Source organism: Mycobacterium sp., assembly GCF_049647605.1.
In the GTDB taxonomy this organism is placed as follows: domain Bacteria; phylum Actinomycetota; class Actinomycetes; order Mycobacteriales; family Mycobacteriaceae; genus Mycobacterium.
This window is the reverse complement of the sequence record NZ_JBARXZ010000003.1, coordinates 17,038-36,354: the sequence shown is the minus strand read 5'-3', so window position 1 is coordinate 36,354 and position 19,317 is coordinate 17,038. Positions and strand designations below refer to the sequence as shown.

At 65.0% G+C, this 19,317-nt stretch carries 20 protein-coding genes; 12 read left to right on the top strand and 8 right to left on the bottom strand.

Features of this window, described 5'->3' with window-relative positions; all coding sequences use genetic code 11:
* The first annotated feature begins 58 nt into the window (after positions 1 to 58).
* Both WBB07_RS00520 and WBB07_RS00515 read left to right on the top strand, forming a co-directional pair.
* The gene (locus WBB07_RS00520) at positions 59 to 529 is read left to right on the top strand and encodes a hypothetical protein (RefSeq protein ID WP_202931626.1); all 471 of its coding nucleotides are present in this window, start codon (positions 59 to 61) and stop codon (positions 527 to 529) included.
* Between the two features lie 325 nt (positions 530 to 854).
* The gene (locus WBB07_RS00515; protein WP_094295404.1) at positions 855 to 1,358 is read left to right on the top strand and encodes a hypothetical protein; all 504 of its coding nucleotides are present in this window, start codon (positions 855 to 857) and stop codon (positions 1,356 to 1,358) included.
* Between the two features lie 133 nt (positions 1,359 to 1,491).
* Here the strand turns inward: WBB07_RS00515 and WBB07_RS00510 are convergent, their stop codons facing one another.
* From WBB07_RS00510 to WBB07_RS00490, 5 genes are all read right to left on the bottom strand, one after another.
* Positions 1,492 to 2,025, bottom strand: a complete 534-nt coding sequence (locus tag WBB07_RS00510; RefSeq protein ID WP_094295403.1) for a hypothetical protein — start codon at positions 2,023 to 2,025, stop codon at positions 1,492 to 1,494.
* A 15-nt stretch (positions 2,026 to 2,040) separates the two neighbouring features.
* Positions 2,041 to 2,283 (bottom strand): hypothetical protein, encoded by a 243-nt coding sequence (locus WBB07_RS00505; protein WP_094295402.1) that lies wholly within the window; start codon positions 2,281 to 2,283, stop codon positions 2,041 to 2,043.
* 10 nt (positions 2,284 to 2,293) lie between these two features.
* Positions 2,294 to 2,581 carry a hypothetical protein gene (locus WBB07_RS00500; RefSeq protein WP_094295401.1) on the bottom strand — a complete coding sequence of 96 codons (288 nt, stop codon included), beginning with the start codon at positions 2,579 to 2,581 and terminating at the stop codon, positions 2,294 to 2,296.
* Between the two features lie 42 nt (positions 2,582 to 2,623).
* On the bottom strand, positions 2,624 to 2,872 hold the full coding sequence (gene nrdH / locus WBB07_RS00495; protein ID WP_241479915.1) for a glutaredoxin-like protein NrdH: 249 nt from the start codon (positions 2,870 to 2,872) through the stop codon (positions 2,624 to 2,626).
* Positions 2,873 to 3,146: 274 nt separating this feature from the next.
* The gene (locus WBB07_RS00490; protein WP_428371941.1) at positions 3,147 to 4,721 is read right to left on the bottom strand and encodes a ParB/RepB/Spo0J family partition protein; all 1,575 of its coding nucleotides are present in this window, start codon (positions 4,719 to 4,721) and stop codon (positions 3,147 to 3,149) included.
* A gap of 100 nt (positions 4,722 to 4,821) precedes the next feature.
* Between WBB07_RS00490 and WBB07_RS00485 the strand changes: the two genes are divergently transcribed.
* From WBB07_RS00485 to WBB07_RS00470, 4 genes are all read left to right on the top strand, one after another.
* Positions 4,822 to 5,454, top strand: coding sequence for a hypothetical protein (locus tag WBB07_RS00485; protein ID WP_428371939.1), 633 nt, complete (start codon positions 4,822 to 4,824; stop codon positions 5,452 to 5,454).
* A 126-nt stretch (positions 5,455 to 5,580) separates the two neighbouring features.
* Positions 5,581 to 6,657: a tyrosine-type recombinase/integrase gene (locus WBB07_RS00480; RefSeq protein ID WP_083741793.1), complete on the top strand. Its 1,077-nt coding sequence runs from the start codon at positions 5,581 to 5,583 to the stop codon at positions 6,655 to 6,657.
* The gene (locus tag WBB07_RS00475; protein WP_083741794.1) at positions 6,657 to 6,986 is read left to right on the top strand and encodes a helix-turn-helix domain-containing protein; all 330 of its coding nucleotides are present in this window, start codon (positions 6,657 to 6,659) and stop codon (positions 6,984 to 6,986) included. The genes WBB07_RS00480 and WBB07_RS00475 overlap by 1 nt, the downstream gene beginning before the upstream one ends.
* 780 nt (positions 6,987 to 7,766) lie before the next feature.
* The gene (locus WBB07_RS00470; RefSeq protein ID WP_083741831.1) at positions 7,767 to 8,573 is read left to right on the top strand and encodes a site-specific integrase; all 807 of its coding nucleotides are present in this window, start codon (positions 7,767 to 7,769) and stop codon (positions 8,571 to 8,573) included.
* A gap of 270 nt (positions 8,574 to 8,843) precedes the next feature.
* Here the strand turns inward: WBB07_RS00470 and WBB07_RS00465 are convergent, their stop codons facing one another.
* From WBB07_RS00465 to WBB07_RS00455, 3 genes are read right to left on the bottom strand one after another with little or no spacing between them, the layout of a single operon-like run.
* The gene (locus WBB07_RS00465; RefSeq protein ID WP_192860462.1) at positions 8,844 to 10,754 is read right to left on the bottom strand and encodes an aldehyde ferredoxin oxidoreductase family protein; all 1,911 of its coding nucleotides are present in this window, start codon (positions 10,752 to 10,754) and stop codon (positions 8,844 to 8,846) included.
* Complete coding sequence (locus WBB07_RS00460; RefSeq protein WP_192860463.1) at positions 10,751 to 11,608, bottom strand: amidohydrolase family protein; 858 nt, start codon at positions 11,606 to 11,608, stop codon at positions 10,751 to 10,753. The genes WBB07_RS00465 and WBB07_RS00460 overlap by 4 nt, the downstream gene beginning before the upstream one ends.
* Positions 11,605 to 12,513 carry a fumarylacetoacetate hydrolase family protein gene (locus tag WBB07_RS00455; protein WP_083741797.1) on the bottom strand — a complete coding sequence of 303 codons (909 nt, stop codon included), beginning with the start codon at positions 12,511 to 12,513 and terminating at the stop codon, positions 11,605 to 11,607. Before WBB07_RS00455 ends, WBB07_RS00460 begins: the two co-directional genes overlap by 4 nt.
* A gap of 285 nt (positions 12,514 to 12,798) precedes the next feature.
* Here WBB07_RS00455 and WBB07_RS00450 point away from each other — a divergent pair, with 285 nt between their 5' ends.
* The 6 genes from WBB07_RS00450 (at position 12,799) to WBB07_RS00425 (ending at position 19,309) form a co-directional block, all read left to right on the top strand.
* Positions 12,799 to 14,103 carry an L-fuconate dehydratase gene (locus WBB07_RS00450; RefSeq protein WP_236950569.1) on the top strand — a complete coding sequence of 435 codons (1,305 nt, stop codon included), beginning with the start codon at positions 12,799 to 12,801 and terminating at the stop codon, positions 14,101 to 14,103.
* Positions 14,100 to 15,641, top strand: coding sequence for a sugar ABC transporter ATP-binding protein (locus tag WBB07_RS00445; protein WP_083741798.1), 1,542 nt, complete (start codon positions 14,100 to 14,102; stop codon positions 15,639 to 15,641). The genes WBB07_RS00450 and WBB07_RS00445 overlap by 4 nt, the downstream gene beginning before the upstream one ends.
* Positions 15,638 to 16,663, top strand: a complete 1,026-nt coding sequence (locus tag WBB07_RS00440) for an ABC transporter permease (RefSeq protein WP_083741799.1) — start codon at positions 15,638 to 15,640, stop codon at positions 16,661 to 16,663. Before WBB07_RS00445 ends, WBB07_RS00440 begins: the two co-directional genes overlap by 4 nt.
* Positions 16,664 to 16,745: 82 nt before the next feature.
* Positions 16,746 to 17,732 carry an ABC transporter substrate-binding protein gene (locus WBB07_RS00435; RefSeq protein ID WP_192860464.1) on the top strand — a complete coding sequence of 329 codons (987 nt, stop codon included), beginning with the start codon at positions 16,746 to 16,748 and terminating at the stop codon, positions 17,730 to 17,732.
* Between the two features lie 21 nt (positions 17,733 to 17,753).
* Positions 17,754 to 18,491, top strand: a complete 738-nt coding sequence (locus WBB07_RS00430; RefSeq protein WP_157517377.1) for a FadR/GntR family transcriptional regulator — start codon at positions 17,754 to 17,756, stop codon at positions 18,489 to 18,491.
* Positions 18,488 to 19,309, top strand: coding sequence for a phytanoyl-CoA dioxygenase family protein (locus WBB07_RS00425; protein ID WP_083741802.1), 822 nt, complete (start codon positions 18,488 to 18,490; stop codon positions 19,307 to 19,309). The genes WBB07_RS00430 and WBB07_RS00425 overlap by 4 nt, the downstream gene beginning before the upstream one ends.
* Positions 19,310 to 19,317: the final 8 nt, after the last annotated feature.

The window sequence follows — 19,317 nt, the reverse complement described above, 5'->3', positions numbered from 1 at the left end:
GGCGAATGTGGCTGCGGTGGTGGCCCGGTCGCCGGTGAACCTTCTACTGTCGGCGACCATGACAGCAGCAACGTCCAAGGTGGAAGCCCGGCGCCGGGCACGCGAAGCGACCCGACGCGCCAACGAGGAACGCGCCGCGCGGGATAAGGCGAACATCGATGACGCCGCGGACTTTCTCGTCGCGGTCGGCAAGGTCGCCGAAGTCGAAACGTGGAAGAAGGAGCGCCTGGCCCAGCTGCGCGCGCAGGTCGACGCAGAAGCGGCCAAGCGGGTGGCCGGTCATCGGGCCAAGGCCGGCGCGGCGGTTGCACGTATGCAGGGCCGTGGTGAGACGCTGACGACCATCGCCGCACGGACCGACGTCGGAATCGGGATCGTTCGCACCATGGCACGGCATGCTCCGAAATCCGAGAAGCGGACTGCCGGGAATGGTTCGCATGCACTAGGTCTGGAGGCTGTGTCTGACCCGACCGCCCAGGGGGTTGACCCCTACGCCGGCCAGCCTCCGGTGGACGCAGCATCGGCGTGATGCACTGCGCAACGGTGCGACGAAGGCGGCTGTGCACGCCGGTGTGCGCGGCCAGGCCGCGTGGGTCGGCGGGTGCGTGGGCCGTCATGGAGGTTCGCCGTGACGGCGGTTGGGCCGCTGACGCACACGCCGGTCGCGCCCCTGGTGCTGCGCGCCGGCCTGTGTGTCCGGCTACACCAGGTCTGCCCAGCACGGTGGGGAGCGCTCGACGTGGCGGGGGCTGCGCAGCGGTAACGGGAACACCCGGGCGCAGGGTGACAGCACGAGTGGAGCGGGCCGCGGCGGCTGCGCTGAATGTCAGTGCCGGCGGATAGGTTCAACGGCCATGAGAAGCGCGGGACAGCTGGTGGTTGAGCGGCGTGTGCACGCTGCCGAGATCGCGCGCTTTCACAGCCATGTTGTCTGCGGGCCAACGGCTTCGGATTGCAACATCTGGACCGGCGCGATCGGCGCCGATGGCTACGGCCGGTTCTACTTGACTCGCGAGGGATCAGGGCTGTGCGTTCGCCCGCACCGCTACGCGTTGGCGATCGTGTCCGGTGTGGTGGCCGCTGGCGTGCTTGGGCTCCACGAATGCGACAACCCGGTGTGCGTCAAGATCGCGGCGGCGACAGATCCCCATCAGCACGTCGTGTCCGGCTCCCAAGGAGACAACATGGAGCGCATGGCGCGGATGCGTCGTGGCGGCGGCCGGTATGCGGTGCGACGCTTCGATAGTCGCGGTATTCGACGGGAACGGTCGGTGGCGCTGCGGGAAGCGGTGCGCCACGGTTGGGATGCGGATGCGGTGCAGGCGGCGCTCCTTGGTGATCAGGCGACGCTGTGGTGATGTCTGCCCAAGCCCCCTCGGGCCCGGTGCGCGTGGGGCCGGGTGTGGCGAGCTGGGCGGCCTGGCGCGCGGTGTCGCAGCGCCGAGCTGGAGGGCGCAAAGGGTGTGCGGCGGTGGTGTCGCGCGCGGGCGCTTAGCCGCGCTGCAGCAGTACCGCGTCGCGTGACGGTCGCACCGTGTTGGCGTCGAACCACAGCGGCAGCGCAGAGACGCCGGCTGTGCGGGCCCAGCAGATGCGGTGCTGCCCGATCGTTTCTCGGTGGCCGTGACCGTTGACGTAGATGCGCAGCGAGTCGCTGTAGCTCAGCAGCGCCAATGTCAGACGCCGGTCGGCGGGAACAAGGTTGGCGAAGGCCGCGTGGCTGCGGGCGGCGTGCGCGATGGTGGCGGTGTCGGCGCTGGCGGGGAAGGGCTCGAGGAAGGTGGTGACTGCGGGTAGCACCGTGGTCCAGTCTCCCGAGTGGACATCACAGAGTCGACGGCGCGCGGAGATGGCGTCGCTGGTGAACAGTGCGCGGTAACCGTCTTGCCCGGGGTGCTCGCCGAAGGTGCGGATGACCGACTCCAGTGCGAGGGGGCAGTTGGAGCGCGTGCCGTCGTGGTGGGGCCGCTCTCCCATGGTGTGCGGATAGGGCAGCTCGACGACGGGGGTCAGGTAGTAGGGCACGACTCGGTACCTGGGCTAGGGCGCCAGCAGCGTGGAGCGGCGCGTGAACTGTGCCGGGCCGCCAACTTCGAACGGCAGCACGTCAACGCCGAAGTACTTCCCGACCAACATGGGGTCGTCGTACCCGAGATCACCGTGCACGCTCTGCAGGTACTCCATGGCCTTCTCACAGGCGAGGCGGGCGGCTTGGTCGGCGGTTGCGGCGATGGCGGTCGCCTCGACGGCGGTCCGGACGTTGGCGAGGAAGACGGTTGCCATGGTGGGTCGTCTACGAGGCGAGCGCGTGGATGGGGCGGGCGGCGGCGAAGACGGTCTTGAGGTCGCGGCGGGCATCGAGTTCGGAGTAGGGCTCGATGGTGGCAACGCCGACGATGCGGGGCCGCGCCTCGGCGAGGGACAGCAGTTCGAACGCCGTGTGGGTGGCGCTGAGCTGTGTCGGCCGGTGGTAGTAGTCCGCGAGCACCAGGTACGCGTGTAAGGCGGCCTGGGCGGCTTCTGGGGTGTCGTGCTGGGTGCTTACGTCGCGGCCGTGCTCGTCGATGGTCAGCGTGTACATGGGGGCTCCTGAGCGGGCGAGGATGGCTGGGGGTCGGTGTGGCTATGCGGCGGCGGCGTGGGCGAGGGCCTTGATCCGATCGGGCCGGAAGCCCGACCAGTGGTCGTCGCCGGCCACGACGACGGGGGCCTGGAGGTAACCCAGGGCCATCACGAAGTCCCGGGCTTCGGGGTCGGCGCTGATGTCTACGACGTCGTAGGTGATGCCCTGCTTGTCGAGCGCCTTGTAGGTGGCGTTGCACTGGACGCAGGCGGGCTTGGTGTAGACGGTGACCGTGGCGGTGGTGCTCATTTCACGCTCCTAATTGGTGGGCAATTTCGGGGTCTTTCTATACCACTCATTCTAATTGCTGCGGGCCTTTTCGGCAATGGAATAAGCAATATTAATGCGGTCAATTATGGCACCACTCTGGCGTTTCAGTAACCGCGTTGATAAAGGCACTAGGGGCGGCGCATTTATTGCACTAGGGGCCATTCCCGCATTTCCCTTTTCTTGGCATTATGTTTCTGCCCAGGAACGCGAATGGCCCCGGGGAGCAGAACTCCTCGGGGCCATTCGTCGGCCGTTAGTCCTCCTTGCACGCCTGTCGGTACACCGCGTCGGCTTTGCGCTTGCCGAGGATCACCTGCTCGATGTCACTGAGGGTGTAGCCGTTGTCCTCCAGGAATCGCAGGTAGGTCTTGGTGATGTCCTGGGGGCCGCGCCAGGCGTCCTTGGCGGTCCGGGCCTCGGTGGTGGCCAGGACCATGCCGAGCAGGATGACCTGTGCGCGGCCGTCGCCGGTGGCGGGGAGTTTGGCGACCGCCATCTTCGGGGTCTCGTTGTCGGCTAGGCCGAGCAGCTCGGGGGCGAGCTTCTGTCCGTGGTGATCGTTGAACAGATCCGGTCGGGTGACGAGCGCTTCGGCGAGGTAGAGGGCCGCGCCTTTGGGGGCGGTCTTGCGGGACAGGAGCTTGTCGCGCACCCACTCGCGGCGCACGATCGCCGCTGCTTCGCCGAGCTTGTTGAGTGCGATCAGTTTGCGTCGCTCGGCGCGCTCCTGTTCGGCCTCCTCCTGGCGGGCTCGTTCCCGCTCGACCGCGCCCTCGGGGTCGCTGGCATCGGCCAGGCGGTCGGCGTCAAAGCCGTACTGGCGTGCCGCCCAGTCGGGCATGGTGACCCCGGCGCCGCGCGGGTTGCAGCAGTAGTACTCGGGGCTCCACGCGGTAGTCTCGGTGACAGTCCGGATGTGCCGGTAGCCCTCGTCCGGCTCCAGGCTGGGATCGTCGGCGGTGGCGAAGTCGATGTCGCGCTCATCGACCGGTTCGCCAGTTTCGACGTCGAGGAAAACCTCTTCGCTGTCGAGCACGACGGCCCAGTGCCGGGGCTCCATCGCCGCGATCGTCTCGCGGGTGAGGTGCTCGCCCTGGGCATCCCGTAGGTAGTTGGTCGGAATGTAGGCCTTATCGCCCCAGCCGGGACGGCGGTCGAGCACGGTGTAGCCCTTCGCGGTGAACAGCGCTGCCGTCTCCTCGTAGCGCCGCCGGTCCTCCCGCTCGGCGCGCAGCTGAGCAACCCTGTGGTCGAACTGATCGGTACCGGCGACCTTGATCAGCTCGGCCTGAGCAGCGTCATCCCCGTCGAACTCCACGAAACTGGTGGCCTCCATCAAGGTGAGCTGCCCGGTGTCCAGGGCGCTCATGGCCGTCTGAGAGTCGATAGCGACCTTGGCAGCGGCCACAGCGTCTTTGGTGGTCGACAGCTCCTTGGCAACCTTGGTGGGGGAGACCCCCTCCAGGAGAAGCTGGTTGATGCCCCGCGCCCGTTCGGCCTCAGTCAGTTTGGCGCGGTGGTCGTTGAGCACGATCTGCTCGATGACGCGGTGGGTGCGCAGTGCGGCCTCGTCGCCTTCGGCGGGGTGGACGTAGACGGGGATGGTGGGCACGCCCAGCTGGCGCGCAGCTTGCGTGCGGCGCTGCCCATCTCGCAGGGCCACGCTGCCATCTTCCAGGCGCACCGCCGTCACCGGCGCGAGAACTCCGTGGGCCTCGATGGAGGCCAGGAAATCGCTATCCAGGCGGGGATCTAGGCGAACGTTCTCGCCGATTTCGATGGTGGTCGGGTCCAGGTGAAGCAGCTCGGGAGTGGTGGTGGTTGTCATCAGGTGCCCTTTCTTGGTTGTTCGAACCTGTTGCCTATAGGCTACACCATGATGTAGCCTATAGGCAACACATTGGTTCGACGAGGAGCACTGAAATCCGATGGCCCTGAACGACGACCAGCTACCCGGCATCACCGAAAACGACTGCGGGACAACCGTCGTGATGAGCTACGGCATGGGCGTCGACTCGACCGCGATCCTGCTGCGCTGGCTGACCGACCCGTCAAGTCGGGACTTCGCTCTCAGCGATTTGATCGTCATCACCGCCCACACCGGGGATGAGTTCGAGCAGACTCTGCGCGACGTCGAAGAGGTCGTATTGCCCGCGCTCCGTCACCACGGTGTGCGGTTCATCCAGGTCGGCCGCACACAGCGCAAGACGACCGCCGGCGGGGAGGGGGTCGTTGTGCTCGACGACTCCACCACACCGCAGCGGCTGTACGTCGATGGCTACAAGCCGTCCGACGAAATGCTTTCGGCTGGAACGCTTCCCCAGCTCGGGGGGGCCCGCATGTGCTCGGTTCACGCCAAGGGGAACTGCCTGGATCCGATCATCGCGTCGGTGACCGGAGGTCGTCGGTATCGCCACGTGCTGGGATTCGAAGCCGGTGAGCGGGCCCGCGCTGCCAAGGATGCGGTGTTCAACACCGAGCGCCGGACAGGGTGGTACCCGCTTGACTTAGTTGCCTCAGGTTCCCCTGATGTCGTCGCGATCGTTGCCAGCCGCAATTAACTCCTGATCAGCGCCAAATGTCGACGCGGACCGTTCTCTCCGCGATAGTGACTGAAATTCGGGAATTGTGAATATTTGTGCACTATCCTGATCCTTCTACTGGATTGGTGAAGTGAGGGATGCAGGGTGGCGCTAGCTGCTGTACGAGATCTGCGCGGGCTTCGGCGCGAGGCGACGGCCGAGGAGTTGGCAGAGTTCGAGACCGATGTGATGGCCGGCTTCGTGTTGGCTCGCGCGGCGGCGGGCATGGCCGACACCAGCATCGGCAATGATCTCGTTGACCTCGAGCAGATCCGCGACTGGTTCGGAGCGCCGCTATGGGAATTGCAGCCCCGCCACGCGGACGAGTATCTGGGCAAGGTTCTGCGGAACTCGGCGCCAGCCACTCGGCACGGGAAAGCGGGCACCCTGTCGCTGTTCTTCGACTACCTAGAGTTGCGGCACAAGGCCGAGATCTACAACCTCACCGGCATCGTGGTCGAATGCCCGGTCGACGAAATGAATCGGCCGGCTAGTGGTCCCGCCACCTCGATCCGGATACCCCCGTCGGAAGCTGAGATCAACACGCTCTTCGCGGGATGGCGTAGCGACTTGGTGCAGTGTCGCAAGTTCGCACCTATGGCTAGGAGTTACGCCGCAGCACAACTGATGATGCGGATAGGGCTGCGTATCAACGAGTGTTGTTACCTGGATCTCGACGACATCAGGTGGGAACTCGGTCGCTTCGGAAAATTGCACGTCCGCCGCGGAAAGGGCTCGCGAGGGCGCGGGCCCAAACAGCGCGTCGTTCCTTTAATCAACGGCGCCGACCGGACTCTGCGATGGTACGTCGAGGATGTCTGGGGGCATTTCGGAGACGGATGGGACCAACCTGGAACGCCCTTGTTCCCCTCGGAACGCCACCACCCTGATGGATCCCACATCCGCGTTTCCCGGGAGCCGCTCCGGGCAGCGCTGAGCCAGGCAGTCGAACGGCATCTACCGCAGTGGAAGGGGCGACTCACTCCCCATGTGCTCCGCCATTACTGCGCCTCTGAGGTCTATCGCTCAGGGATGGACCTGGTTGCGATCCAAGAACTTCTCGGCCATCAGTGGGTCGCCACCACGATGCGCTATGTGCACGTCCATCGAGAGCACATTGAAGACGCCTGGCTCAAGGGGCAACAACGCGCCGCGAGTCGACTGGAAGGACTCTTACCATGATGAAGTGGAACTTGCGTCTCGCCGCCGCCAACCGCGGAATCTGGAAAGCCAGTGAGCTCCAACGACTTCTGCGTGACCACGGGCTGGCCATCAGCGCAGGCAAGATGTCGGGACTATGGTCAGGGCAGCCGCACAGCATCAAGCTCGACGACCTCGATATCATCTGCTCGGTGCTTGACTGCGGGCCTGAAGAACTGCTCTTGCGTGACTCTTCGATCACAGCGCCCGGCAATGCGCCGGCAAGTGATGTGGCCACGGCGGTAGGCGACGAGCGCCGGCCGGTTGTGCGGCCACGCCCACCGAGTGGCCGCACGCTGCCTCCCGAGTAACGCCTCGATTGCGTGACAACGTTGAAAACCGGTAGTTGTGTCGACTGCCACGCCTGGGGACCGCTGCGGTGGTTTCCGCGCTGCGCTGCCTGCTACAGCTTCAACCGCAAACATCACGACTACCGGGGCCAGTGCGCTGCGTGTGGGCGACTACGGCACCGGCTCAAGGGTTACTGCCGAATGTGCTGGAGCGAGGCAAGCCGCCGAAACAGGGAACGGCCGGGGCATGGACGATCACTTCTTCCCGTCCTGGAAACCATCGACAGCCACCAGCTGTTCTTCGCGGACATGTTGCAAGCCTTGCGGATTCACTACCACTGCTCCCGTGATTCGGAGCCCGAAGTGCGCCGAACAGTCGCACCGCCGACGTCGTTCCGGCCAGCCGAGGGCGCTGGCCAATACAGCCTTTTCGAAACCTGTCGCGACCTCAGCAAGTTCGAGCGGCCGCCACACTCGCAGTGGGCGGCAGACGCCGTGCGAGAACCCCACATCACACTCGCCATGCGCACGGCCGACCGTATCGCCGAATCCCACGGCTGGTCGCAGCGACTGACCTACGATGTCCGGCGCGGCCTCATGATGGCGTTAGCGTGTCGTCCGCCCGACGAGCGCGTCCGCTACTCGGAGCTAGAGCCGCTTGCCGCGCTCAAGGGCATCAGCGTCACCCGCGTAGCCGCCGTCCTTGATGATGCCGGTCTGCTCCTCGATGACCGACCCGATGTCGCAGAACTGAACTGGCATCGCCGACTCACCGACATCTCGGATGGAATCAAAGACGACGTGCTCGACTGGCTGCGACACCTGCGACGTGGTTCCCGCCGTTCGAAACCACGCCAGCCTGGAACCGCCAACGAGTACTGCCGGGTAGCTGCCCCTATCCTGCGCGATTGGTCAAAGCGCTATGGCAATCTACGGGAGGTCACCAACGACGACATTTGCGTAGTCGTCGACGGCCTTCCCGCGAACCGTCGCAGCCATACCTTGGTGGTCTTGCGCTCGCTGTTTCGATACCTCAAGCGTGAGAAACGGATCTTCGCCAATCCGACCATCCGCTTGCGCCCCGGCCGCGTGGCCCCGGCCGCACTGCTGCCGGTTGACGCTGACGATTACCGAGAAGCCGTCGTGGCCGCCACCACTCCCCAGCATCGCATCGCGCTGGTTCTCGCTGCCGTCCACGCAGCCCGGCCAGCGGACATCCGGAACCTGCGACTTGATGACATTGACTTGGGCGCACGACGAATGACGATCAAGGGACACACCCGCCGTATTGATGAGCTGACGCACCGAATACTCATTCAATACCTCGACTATCGAAGAAGAACTTGGCCGTACACCGCGAACCGCCACCTACTGGTGACCTCCGTAACAGCCAACGACGCCCGACCGGTGAGCGACTACACGGTCACTCAACTCTTCGGTGGGCTGAAGGCCACGCTCGGAAAGCTGAGCGTCGATCGCCGACTCGAAGAAGCCATCACACACGGACCGGATCCACTCCACCTTGCCGCCGTCTTCGGACTATCTCACGGAACGGCCATCCGGTACTCAGAGGCCGCCCGGGTCCTGCTGAACGACGGCCGGGCCTGAACTGCAAGCTGTGTGCCCCAGTTGCGAGTTAGTTAGCTGCTGTGGATCTCTTGGCCATGAACGCGAGAACCCGACAGATGGAGGACGGGTTGCGGAGAATGTCTGACGACGGCGCCGTCGTCGCACGTACGGTTTCCGGCGGCAACTTCTGGCTGATTCCCCAAGCCGTTGTGGCCAGCGGCAGCGCCCCGCGGATACAGTGTTGTCGACTGGCGGCGACGTTTGTGCTCGCGCCTCGAAATCGTTGCAGCGGTGGGTAAGTCATGCCGCCTATACGCCTGCAAGATGCGTACCGAGACCCACTTCGATCAGAGCGGTCGGTGTAGGTATGCCGTTGCTGTCCCAGCCAACCAACCTATAGTAGAGGGCTACTGCGTCATCGAAGGCTTCTCGGTTGATCGCGATACCGCGGTGGCGGCCGTCGTCGATCGGGTCGGTGAAGAACCGGTCGGGAAGGGTGTCTTGCTCGGCGGTGATTCCTTCGCGTAGGTTGAATAGCCGCATCAGGTGCCATCGACGTCGCCCCCAGACGAACAGTTCGCGGTCGCTGGTGCGCCACCCAGTGACCAGGTGAATCAGTCGCGCCAGATCCGGTAGATCTAGTTCGCGCACGGGTGGGCCGGCGAAGAGCGATACTCCGAGTGCATCCATGCCGCTCCACATGTCGAGCAGCATCGTTGTTCGGGCGACACGGGCGTCGTCGAGAGTTTCCATGGGCTCCCAGTCCAGGGTGCCGAGTGTGCGCATCATTTCCAACCCGTGCCGCCAACCGCCGACTGGATCGAAATCGATGTCGTGTTCGACGATTTCGTAGCGGGGACCGACCGGGCTCACGGCGTAGGCCAGCGCTTGTCCGGCGGATGCTCGTGGCTCGAACGAGACCATCTCCAAGCCTTTGATGTGCATGGCGAAGTGGCGGGCCTCGACTGGGAGGTGGGCTACCGCTGCACGGACACCTTCGCCCAACCACGACACGGCCGCGACGCCGGTGGCGATGTCTGCCATCAGTGCTGTCAACGCCTGTGAGTCGCCGAACACCGGATCGTGACCGGCCAGATCGACACCGTCCAAGAGATGGTGCTGACGTGCCTCACAGAGCATGCTGACGGTGAAGGACAGGGATACCGGGTCGACGCCCCAGAGGTGGCACGATGCGTTGAGGTCCATCACCAGGTCGGGGTCGGTGAGGCCGAGGTTGAGCGCGAATGCGGCGACGGCCTCCTGGTGCAATCCGCCGGCGCGGTTGTCGATGGCGTTACGGAATGTCTTGATGCAGTCACCGGGGCATCCGGGGCAGCCACCTTCGGATACTTCGATCCGCTCGGTGAGCGCCTGTGCGGTGAGGTTGCCCAAGTCGACTATTCGGCTGGTGCTGTAGTTGGGGCCCTGGCCGTATCCAGCCAGTGAGCTTCCTTCGGTGGGCCAGGCGCCGAAGCCGGGTACCTGCTGTTGTGAGCGGGTCAGGTCATTGTCGGCGATCCGGCTTGCATAGGCGGAGGTCAGGACGGCCAGGCCTGCTTCGTCGGCGGGTGGCGGTGCTGTATCGGGCGATAGCACAACACCTTTGAGGTTCTTTGCGCCCATCACCGCTCCTAGGCCCATGCGGGCCGCGGCGAAGGTACGGTCGGTCTCGATGCTCGCGTAGCGCACCCCGCGTTCCCCGGCCGGCCCGATCACCGCGCAGTGGACATCAGACCCGTGCCGGAACTCCAAGGTGTCTGTGGCGGATCCGGTGTCGGTGCCCCAGATGTCCTTGGCCGGAAGGATGTGCGCCCCGCCGGCGTCGATGAGCAGGTAGCAGGGATGGGCTGCTCGCCCGGTGATGATGACGGCATCCCAGCCGGTCGCTTTGAGTGCGTGACCGTAGGGCCCTTCGACGCGGCACTCCCCAATGCCGCCGGTCATGGGGGATTTGGCGACGACGATGACACGCGCCAGTCCGATAGCCGGGTGGCCGGTGACGGCGGTGGACATGAAGCACAGGGGTGCCGGCGCCGACAGCGGGTCGTAACCGGGCTTGGTCTCGGCCAGAAGGAGTCGCGTGGCCTCCAGTCCGCCGCCGACATAAGTTCGGCAGTGCGCCGGTGTGAGGGTCTCGGTGCGGGTTTCGCCGGTGGTGAGGTCGATGCGTAACCGGCGGCCGGTGTGCCCGTCGCCGCAGCCGTCGTGTCCGGGGGTCACGGCTGCAGTCCGTAGACCGCGATGGCGGTGCGGCCGAAGAGACAGTGCCGTTCCTCTTCGGAGATGTTGTCGAGGCAGTCCCGTGCGGCCTCCATGACAGCGTGGTAGTCCGCGGCCAGCAGACACGCCGGCCAATCGGAACCGACCATCAGGCGGCGGGCACCGAACAGTTCGAGGAGCACCTTGACGTACGGCCGTAGCGTGTCCGGTGTCCAGGAAGTCCAGTCGGCCTCGGTCACCAACCCAGACAACTTGACGTAGATGTTGGGCAGCGACGCGAGATCCGCCATGACGGTTCGCCACTGGGCGAACGTTTCGTCGGTGTCCCCTGCTATGTCGGGCTTTCCTGCATGGTCGAGCACGATCCGGCACCGTGACTGGTTGCGGGCCAGCGCCGCAGCACCTGACAGGTGTTGCGGGCGGGCCACGATTTCCAGCACCCGGCCACGGTTGGCCAGTGCGGCGGCGGCCTCCTGTGCCTCGGGCTGTTCGAGGTGGTCGGCCGGTTCGGATTGGGCCTGAATCCGCAGGCCCATGAGCCACCGGTCCGCAAGTGGATGGGCGAATGCCCGTTCGATCTGGGTAGTGACGTTTCCGGTTGCGGTGTCCACCCAGCCCACCACGCCGAGAACCTCGGGGTACTCGGCGGCGACGGTCAACATGACGGCGAGTTCGTCGTGACGGCCGCTGCCGCATTCGACGAGCACTGTGCCGTCGACCTTTTCGCATTGCAGCAGCGGATGCAGGTCGGCCATGGAGTAGGGCCGACGCAGAACTTCGTGGCCAGGTTCGGCCAGCCACCCAACGCGGCCCGGAGCGCTCCACAGGTGATGGTGCGCGTCAATCACATTCACGACACCGCCACGTCGAACCTTGACGGCATGACTGACAGTGCCTGGCGGTACTCGTCCAGGCCGACAGCAACGGTATTGGACAGCACACCAACTGATTCCAGTTCAATCGAGACGACATCACCGGCTTCCAGGGTGAACGGCAGCTCCGGTACCAGGCAGGTGCCGGTCGAGACGATGGCACCCTCGGGGAAGTCGTCGGAGCTGAACAGACTCGCGGCCAGGTCAGCAGGCTGGCGCTTCAGCTGGCCGGTTGACGCCTCGCCCGTCCAGCGGACGGTGTCGTCGTGGCTGATGGTCAACGTGATTGCCAGGCGGTCCAGGGACTCGATCTCCCAGATCGGCCGGATCGACGGGCCCACCGAGCAGGACCCCGCGTAGGTCTTGGCCTGCGGAATGTAGAGCGGGTTTTCCGCTTCGATGCTGCGTGAGCTCAAGTCATTGCACACGGTGACGCCGATGATGTCGCCGAAAGCGTTCACCACCACCGCCGCCTCGGGTTCGGGGACATTGATCGGGGAGTCTGCACGCACCGCGATCGGCTCCCCATGTCCGCGAGCCTTCCACGACGTCGACTTGAAGAAGAGTTCGGGCCGCGCCGCGTCGTACACCCGAGCGTAGATGTCGGCGTCGTGTTCGCTTTCTTCCATCCGCGCCAGCCGAGAGTTCTCATAGGTCACCCCGGCCGCCCAGATCTCGGTGCGCCCATCGACCGGCGGAAGTAACCGGACGTCCGAGAGCGGAAGACGTGGCCCGTCGAGTTCGGCGCACCGGCTGCGGAGCGCATCCAGGCGCAACCCGAGTAGTCCGCTCAAGGTGACGTCCTCGGGGAACGCGGTGACGGCGTCGCCGGCCAGCAGCCCGATTCGCGGGGGGTTGGTGTGATCGGTGAAGCGAACGATGTTCATGAGTCTCCGCTCTGTAGGTCAAGACATTGGATGTATGAAGGTGATGCCAGCGCACGGAATATTGGGGTGGAGCCACGGTCATACGGCCTGTCCGGCGCTAAATCAGCACGTCCAAGGCCGAATCTACCACCAGTTTCACTTAGATGAAACAACTCACCGAAAGAGCTTGACAGTGAGGCAGCTCACCGTGCAAGCTAGACAGACATCCAATGTCTGTGATGAAACATCCCGCAGCCGCCCAGCTCACGCGGCCGACTTCCGGCCACCTTGTCAAGGAGAGAGAACTTGCCCCGGATCACTGCGCTTGAGGCCTTGGACCTCCGCTTCCCCACGTCGCTGTCGCTGGACGGATCCGACGCCATGAACCCCGATCCCGACTACTCCGCGGCCTACGCGATCATCCGCACCGATGCTGGGGACGGTCTCGAAGGTCACGGCTTCACCTTCACCATCGGCCGCGGCAACCAACTCTGCGTCTCGGCGATCGAGGCCTACGCCCCGTACGTGGTGGGTCGCGACCTCGACGAGGTGCTCTCCGACATGGGGGCGTTCTGGCGCAGCTTGGCCGGCGAGAGCCAGTTGCGGTGGCTGGGACCGGAGAAGGGTGTCGTGCACCTGGCCTTGGCTGCGGTGGTCAACGCGGTATGGGACCTCTACGCCAAAAAAGAGGGCAAGCCGCTGTGGAAGTTGCTGGCCGACATGACCCCCGAACAGATTGTCGCCCTGGTCGACTTCCGACACATCGGCGATGAGCTGAGCCCCGAGGCTGCGCTGGACATGTTGCGCCGGCTCGAACCCACCAAACAGCAACGCATCGAGTCCATCACGGCCAACGGGCTACCCGCCTACACCACCTCCGCCGGATGGCTGGGCTACGACGACGACAAGATGCGCCGCTTGGCCCGGGAAGCGATCGACGCAGGCTTCACCCACATGAAGATCAAGGTCGGGCGTGACCTGGATGACGACCTTCGCCGCACCGCGCTCCTGCGCGAGGAGATCGGCCCCGACCGCTACCTGATGGTCGATGCCAACCAGGTGTGGAACGTCGACGAGGCGATCAAGTGGATCCAGGCGTTGGCCCCCTACAACCCGTGGTGGATCGAAGAACCGACCAGCCCGGATGACGTCCTCGGTCACGCCGAGATCGCCCGCCAGGTGGCGCCCATTCGCGTCGCGACCGGTGAACACATCCAGAACCGGGTGATGTTCAAGCAGTTCCTGCAGGCCAAGGGAATGGGTGTGTGCCAGATCGACGCCTGCCGCGTCGGCGGGGTCAACGAGAACATCGCGATCATGCTGCTGGCCGCGCAGCACAACATCCCGGTCTGCCCCCACGCAGGCGGAGTGGGGCTGTGCGAATACGTCCAGCACCTGTCGATCTTCAACTACATCGCGGTGGCCGGGAATCTCGACGACGTGGTGGTGGAGTTCGTTGATCATCTGCACGAGCACTTCGTCGACCCGTGCATCGTCGACAACGGTCACTACGTCGTTCCGAGCCTGCCCGGCTACTCGGCGGAGATCCTGGCGGACAGCCGAGAGAAACACCGCTACCCCGACGGCCAGATCTGGGTGAGCCGGTCGTGAGCGCGTTCCTGCAGATGCGGGGAATCTCGTTGGCATTCCCCGGAACGCAGGCGCTGTCCGACGTCGACCTCACCGTCGAACGGGGCGAGATCCGCGCGCTGCTCGGCGAGAACGGCGCCGGAAAGTCCACCTTGATGAAAGTGCTGGCCGGGGTCGAGCGCCCCGACGCCGGCAGCGTCACCCTCGACGGTACGGCGATCGACCCCCGCAGCCCGAAGGAAGCGCACGCCGCCGGGGTCGCGATGGTGTTCCAAGAGATGAGCCTGGCCGACAATCTCAGTGTCGCCGAGAACATCTCGCTGGGAAGTCTGCCCAACCGCCTCGGGGCAGTGCGCTGGCGGTCGGTCCGCAAGACCGCCGCCGCGGCGCTGGCTCAACTGCACGTCGACATTCCACTAGGCACCAAAGCCGGTGAGCTGACCATCGCTCAACAGCAGATGGTCGAGATCGCCAAAGCCGTCACCGGCGAGCTGAAAGTCCTGATTCTTGATGAGCCGACCAGCGCGCTGACCGAGACCGAGACCGAGGAACTGTTCGCGCTGATGCGCCGCCTGTCGGACCGCGGCGTGTCCGTCCTCTACATCTCCCACAACCTCGAGGAGATCATCGCCGTCTGCGACTCGGTGACGGTCATGCGCGACGGCACAGCGGTGGCCACCCATCAGGTCGCCGACACCACCGTCGACATGCTCATCACCGAAATGGTGGGCCGCGAACTCACCGACATGATGCCCAAGCAGAGCAGCGAGGTCGGCGACGTGCTGCTCGACGTACGCGACCTGGTGGTCGACGGCAAAACCGAGCCGGTCAGCTTCACCGTGCGAGCCGGCGAAGTGGTAGGATTCGCCGGTCTGCTCGGAGCGGGACGGTCTTCACTGATGCGCTGCCTGGTCGGCGACATCCCCCGCACCTCGGGGCAGGTGCTCGTCAACGGACAACCTTTACAGCCCCGCCAACCCAAAGACGCCGTACGCCGCGGACTGGGGTACCTATCCGACGACCGGCGCGCCAGCGGGATCGTCGGCAAGCTCGGTATCCGCGAGAACATCGGGCTGGGATGTCTGTCCCTCAACAGCCAATTCGGCGTGATGAAATCCATCCAGGAACGCCGTCTGGCCGAGGACACCGTGGCCCAGATGCGCATCCGCTGCAGCAGCATCGAAAAGAGCGTCGCCGAACTCTCCGGCGGTAACCAACAGAAAGTGGTGCTGGGCCGGTGGATGGCTGCCGGGGTGGACGTACTGATCCTCGACGAACCCACCCGTGGTATCGACGTTGGCGCCAAAACCGAGGTCTACCAACTCATCAACACCCTCACCGCCGCGGGCAAGGCAGTGATTCTCGTGTCGTCCTACCTGCCCGAGGTCCTCGGGATGAGTGACCGCGTGATCGTCATGCGCGGAGGTCAGATCACCGGGGAACATCCGCGCGACGGCATCACCTCCGAAGCAGTGATGTACGACGCCACCGGACAGAAGCGTTCCGAGCAGCTGCCGCCGCTGACCACCGCCGACCTCGTAATGAAGGAGCACCAGTGAGTACCATCGAGGCGCAGCGTCAAACTGCCTCCGACGCAACCAAATCCACGTCGGCCCTGCGGCGCGTGCTCGGGCCGCTGGCCAACCAGCTGGCGCCGTTCACCATCGTGATCGTGATGTGCATCGGTCTGTTCATCCTGACCCCACACTTCCTGACCACCTCCAACATCAAGGGCAACCTGGTTCAGATGTCGAGCCTGGCCATCTTGGCAGTCGGGGCCACCATGGTCATCGTGGCCGCGGGGATCGACCTGTCGGTCAGCTCGATTGTCGCTCTGTCCGGAGTGGTCTCAGCCAAAGCGATCGTCGCCTTCGGTGTCGGCATCCCACTGGGCCTGCTGATCGGCATCGCCGTTGGCGGTGTTGTCGGACTGATCAACGGACTGCTGGTCAGCAAGCTCGGCCTGCCCGCCTTCATCACCACACTCGGGACCCTCAGCGTCTGCGCAGGCGCCGCACTGCTGATCACCAACGGTCAAGCGGTGTACGGGCTTCCAGCCGGGTTCGGATGGCTGGGCACCGGGGAGGTACTGGGAATCCCGGTGCCGGTCATCGTGATGGTGATCGTCGCGATCGCGGGCCACATGCTGCTCGCCCACACCACGCTGGGACGCGCCGCCTACGCCATCGGCGGCAACGCGCGCACCGCCCGACTGTCCGGCATCAACGTCGGCATGGTGCTGGTCACCCTGTTCGTCATCTCCGGACTGCTGGCCGGGCTGGCGGGTGTCCTGGAGGCGTCTCGTGTGGTCAGCGGTCAGCCCGCGGCCGGAGCCAACTACAACCTCCTGGCCATCGCCGCGGCCGTCATCGGCGGTGCCAGCCTCTTCGGCGGCGAAGGAAAGATCCTCGGCGCCATCATCGGCGCGACCATCCTGCAGCTCATCAGCAACGGCTCCAACCTGCTCGACATCTCCACCTTCTGGCAGAGCGTCATCGTCGGTGTCGTCGTGATCCTCGCCGTCCTCTATGACCAGTTCCGCCAGAGCCGAGCCCGCAAGGCCGGCACCCACCACCCCTAGCTGTAGGCACACCCCTGCAAGCCGTACGTCCCTTCTCCCGCAGTTCCCTCTCCCTGCAACGACGCACAAGAAAGAGACCAAAATGCAGATCCGTTTCAGCGCCTTGACCAGGAGGCGCATCCTCGCCTCCGCCGCGGCTGTGGTGATGGCCGCCAGCATGACCGCCTGCAACCGTGGTGAGGGAGGTGAAGCGGCCCAGCGGCAGTTCGCGGTCGTGCCGGGGTCCACCGGGTACTTCTACTGGGGCACCCTGCACGCCGGCGCGCAGAAAGCCGCCGACGAACTCGGCGCCGAACTGATCTGGCGTGGCACCGCCACCCAGAGCGACATCACCGGACAAATGAACATCCTGCAGGACTTCGTCAACCGCAAGGTCTCAGGGATCGCGTTCGCGGCCAACGACACTCAGGCTCTGCAGACCATCGTCGACCAGGCCGAGTCCAATGACATCCCGATCGTCAGCGCCGATGCCGGCATCGAGCCGCAGTCCATTCCGCTGATCGCCACCAACAACGAAGCCGCCGCCGGACTGGCCGCCGACTACATCGGCGAACAGCTCAACGGCCAGGGCAAGGTGGCCCTGTTGCCCTTCCTCGCCACGTCCGCCACCTCCCAGGCCCGGCTCAAGGGCTTCGAAGACCAGATCGCCGCCAAATATCCCGGCATCCAGGTGGTGGCCACCCAATACACCGACGGCGACGTCAACAAGGCGCTGGGCATCATGAACGACATCCTCACCGCCAATCCCGACCTCGACGCGGTATTCGGGCTCAACGAGCCCGGTGTGGTGGGCGCAGTCCAGGCCATCGAGGCACGCAACGCCGACGTGGTGGTGGTGGGCTTCGACAACGCGCCCGACGAGGTGTCCGCGTTGCAGGCCGGAACGGTGTCGGCGCTCGTCGTACAGGACCCCTTCAAGATCGGCTACGAAAGCGTGATGGCACTGAACAAGATGGCCGACGGTGAGACGGTTGACGAGATGATCGACACGGGCGCGACACTGGTGACGCAAGAGAACATCGACGACCCGGACATCCAGAAGCTGGTCAATCCGCCGGTCGTCAACTAACACATGACGCGGAGTGCACCCATGGGTCTGACCGACACCGCTATCGAGCGGCTGCGCGCGCTGATCGTCAACGGCGATCTGTCGCCGGGGGCGCGGCTCCCACCCGAGCAGCAACTGGCAGCGCAGCTGGGGATCTCCCGTGGGTCGACCCGCGAAGCGGTCAAGGCACTCACCCACGCCAGGATGTTGTCGGTCAAACGTGGCGACGGTACTTACGTCACCAGCCTCGAACCCGACGAGTTGCTCCACGGCATCACCCTGGCCGCCGAGCTGGCCCGCAACGAGACCGTGCTGGATGTCCTGGAGGTTCGCAGGCTGCTCGAACCGGGCGCCACCCGGTTGGCCGCAGAACGCATCAGTGACGGCGAGCTCGACGAGATCGCCACCCTGCTGACGGTGATGGACGACACCCACGACCCGCAGGACTTCATCAAGCTCGACGTGGAATTCCACAACCGGATCGTCGAAGGTGCGGGCAATGCTTGGTTGACCGCAGTTCTGCGAGGCCTGTCCGAACCAACAATCCGCGCCCGGCGGGAACGGCTGACCTTCGACCTGCAGGTCGAGGAACTCACCCGCGCACAGCACCGCGACATCTACACCGCACTGCGGGAACGAGACAGCGCACTGGCCGAGGCCGCCGCGCTTGCCCACATCTGCAGCGTGCAGCGCGGGCTGCGCACCATCCTCCTCGACAACGACAACACCCACCACAACAACAACCACCGACCGACGCTCGCACCGAGAAAGGACACATGACAATGGATTCCAAGCAGGCACTCATCGAATTGGGAGTCGATCCCACGCTGGACGACGACCTGCGCGAACAGTTGGACACCAACGGGTTCTTCATCGTTGCCAACGCGCTGACCCCGCAGCAGTGCGCAGCCATGCGGGAGGAGTTCGACCGGATCACCGAGCAGGAAGCAGGATCGGGGCTGGTGATGGATCCCGAGCCTGGTGCCACCCGGCTGTCAAATATCTTCAACAAATCCGAGGTCTTCGATCCCTCGCTGGTGCTGCAGCCCGTGCTGGCGGCGGCGCTGTACCTCTTCGACGATTTCAAACTGCATGGCGCGAACATCCGGGACCCGCACTCCGGGGGCGGCAATCAACCGCTGCACAGCGACGTCCCCAAAGCCCATGAGGAGGACTGGCGTCTGGTCAACGCGCTGATCTGCCTCGATGAACTGCGCCTGGACAACGGCCCCACCCGCATCGTGCCCGGCTCACACAAGTGGCCGCACAACAACACCCCGAAGCTGAACCTCGATGTCGCAGCCGGGGAGCAACAGCGCGGTGAGTACGGCGACCAGACCAAGTTCCCCGAGGATCCGCTGGCTCCCTACCCCGGCGAGATCCACCTGACCTGCCCGGCAGGCGGGATGGCCGTTACCAACGCCAGCCTCTGGCACGGCGGCACCGACAACATCTCCGGTGACCGGCGGCGCATGCTGCACCTCACCTACACCCGCCGTGACCTTATCCAGCAATTCGTGCAGCAGGACTACCTGACACCCGGTCTCTACGAACGACTTTCGCCGGCTCAGCGGTACCTGTTCGACGTCCACGCCTAGGAGAACTC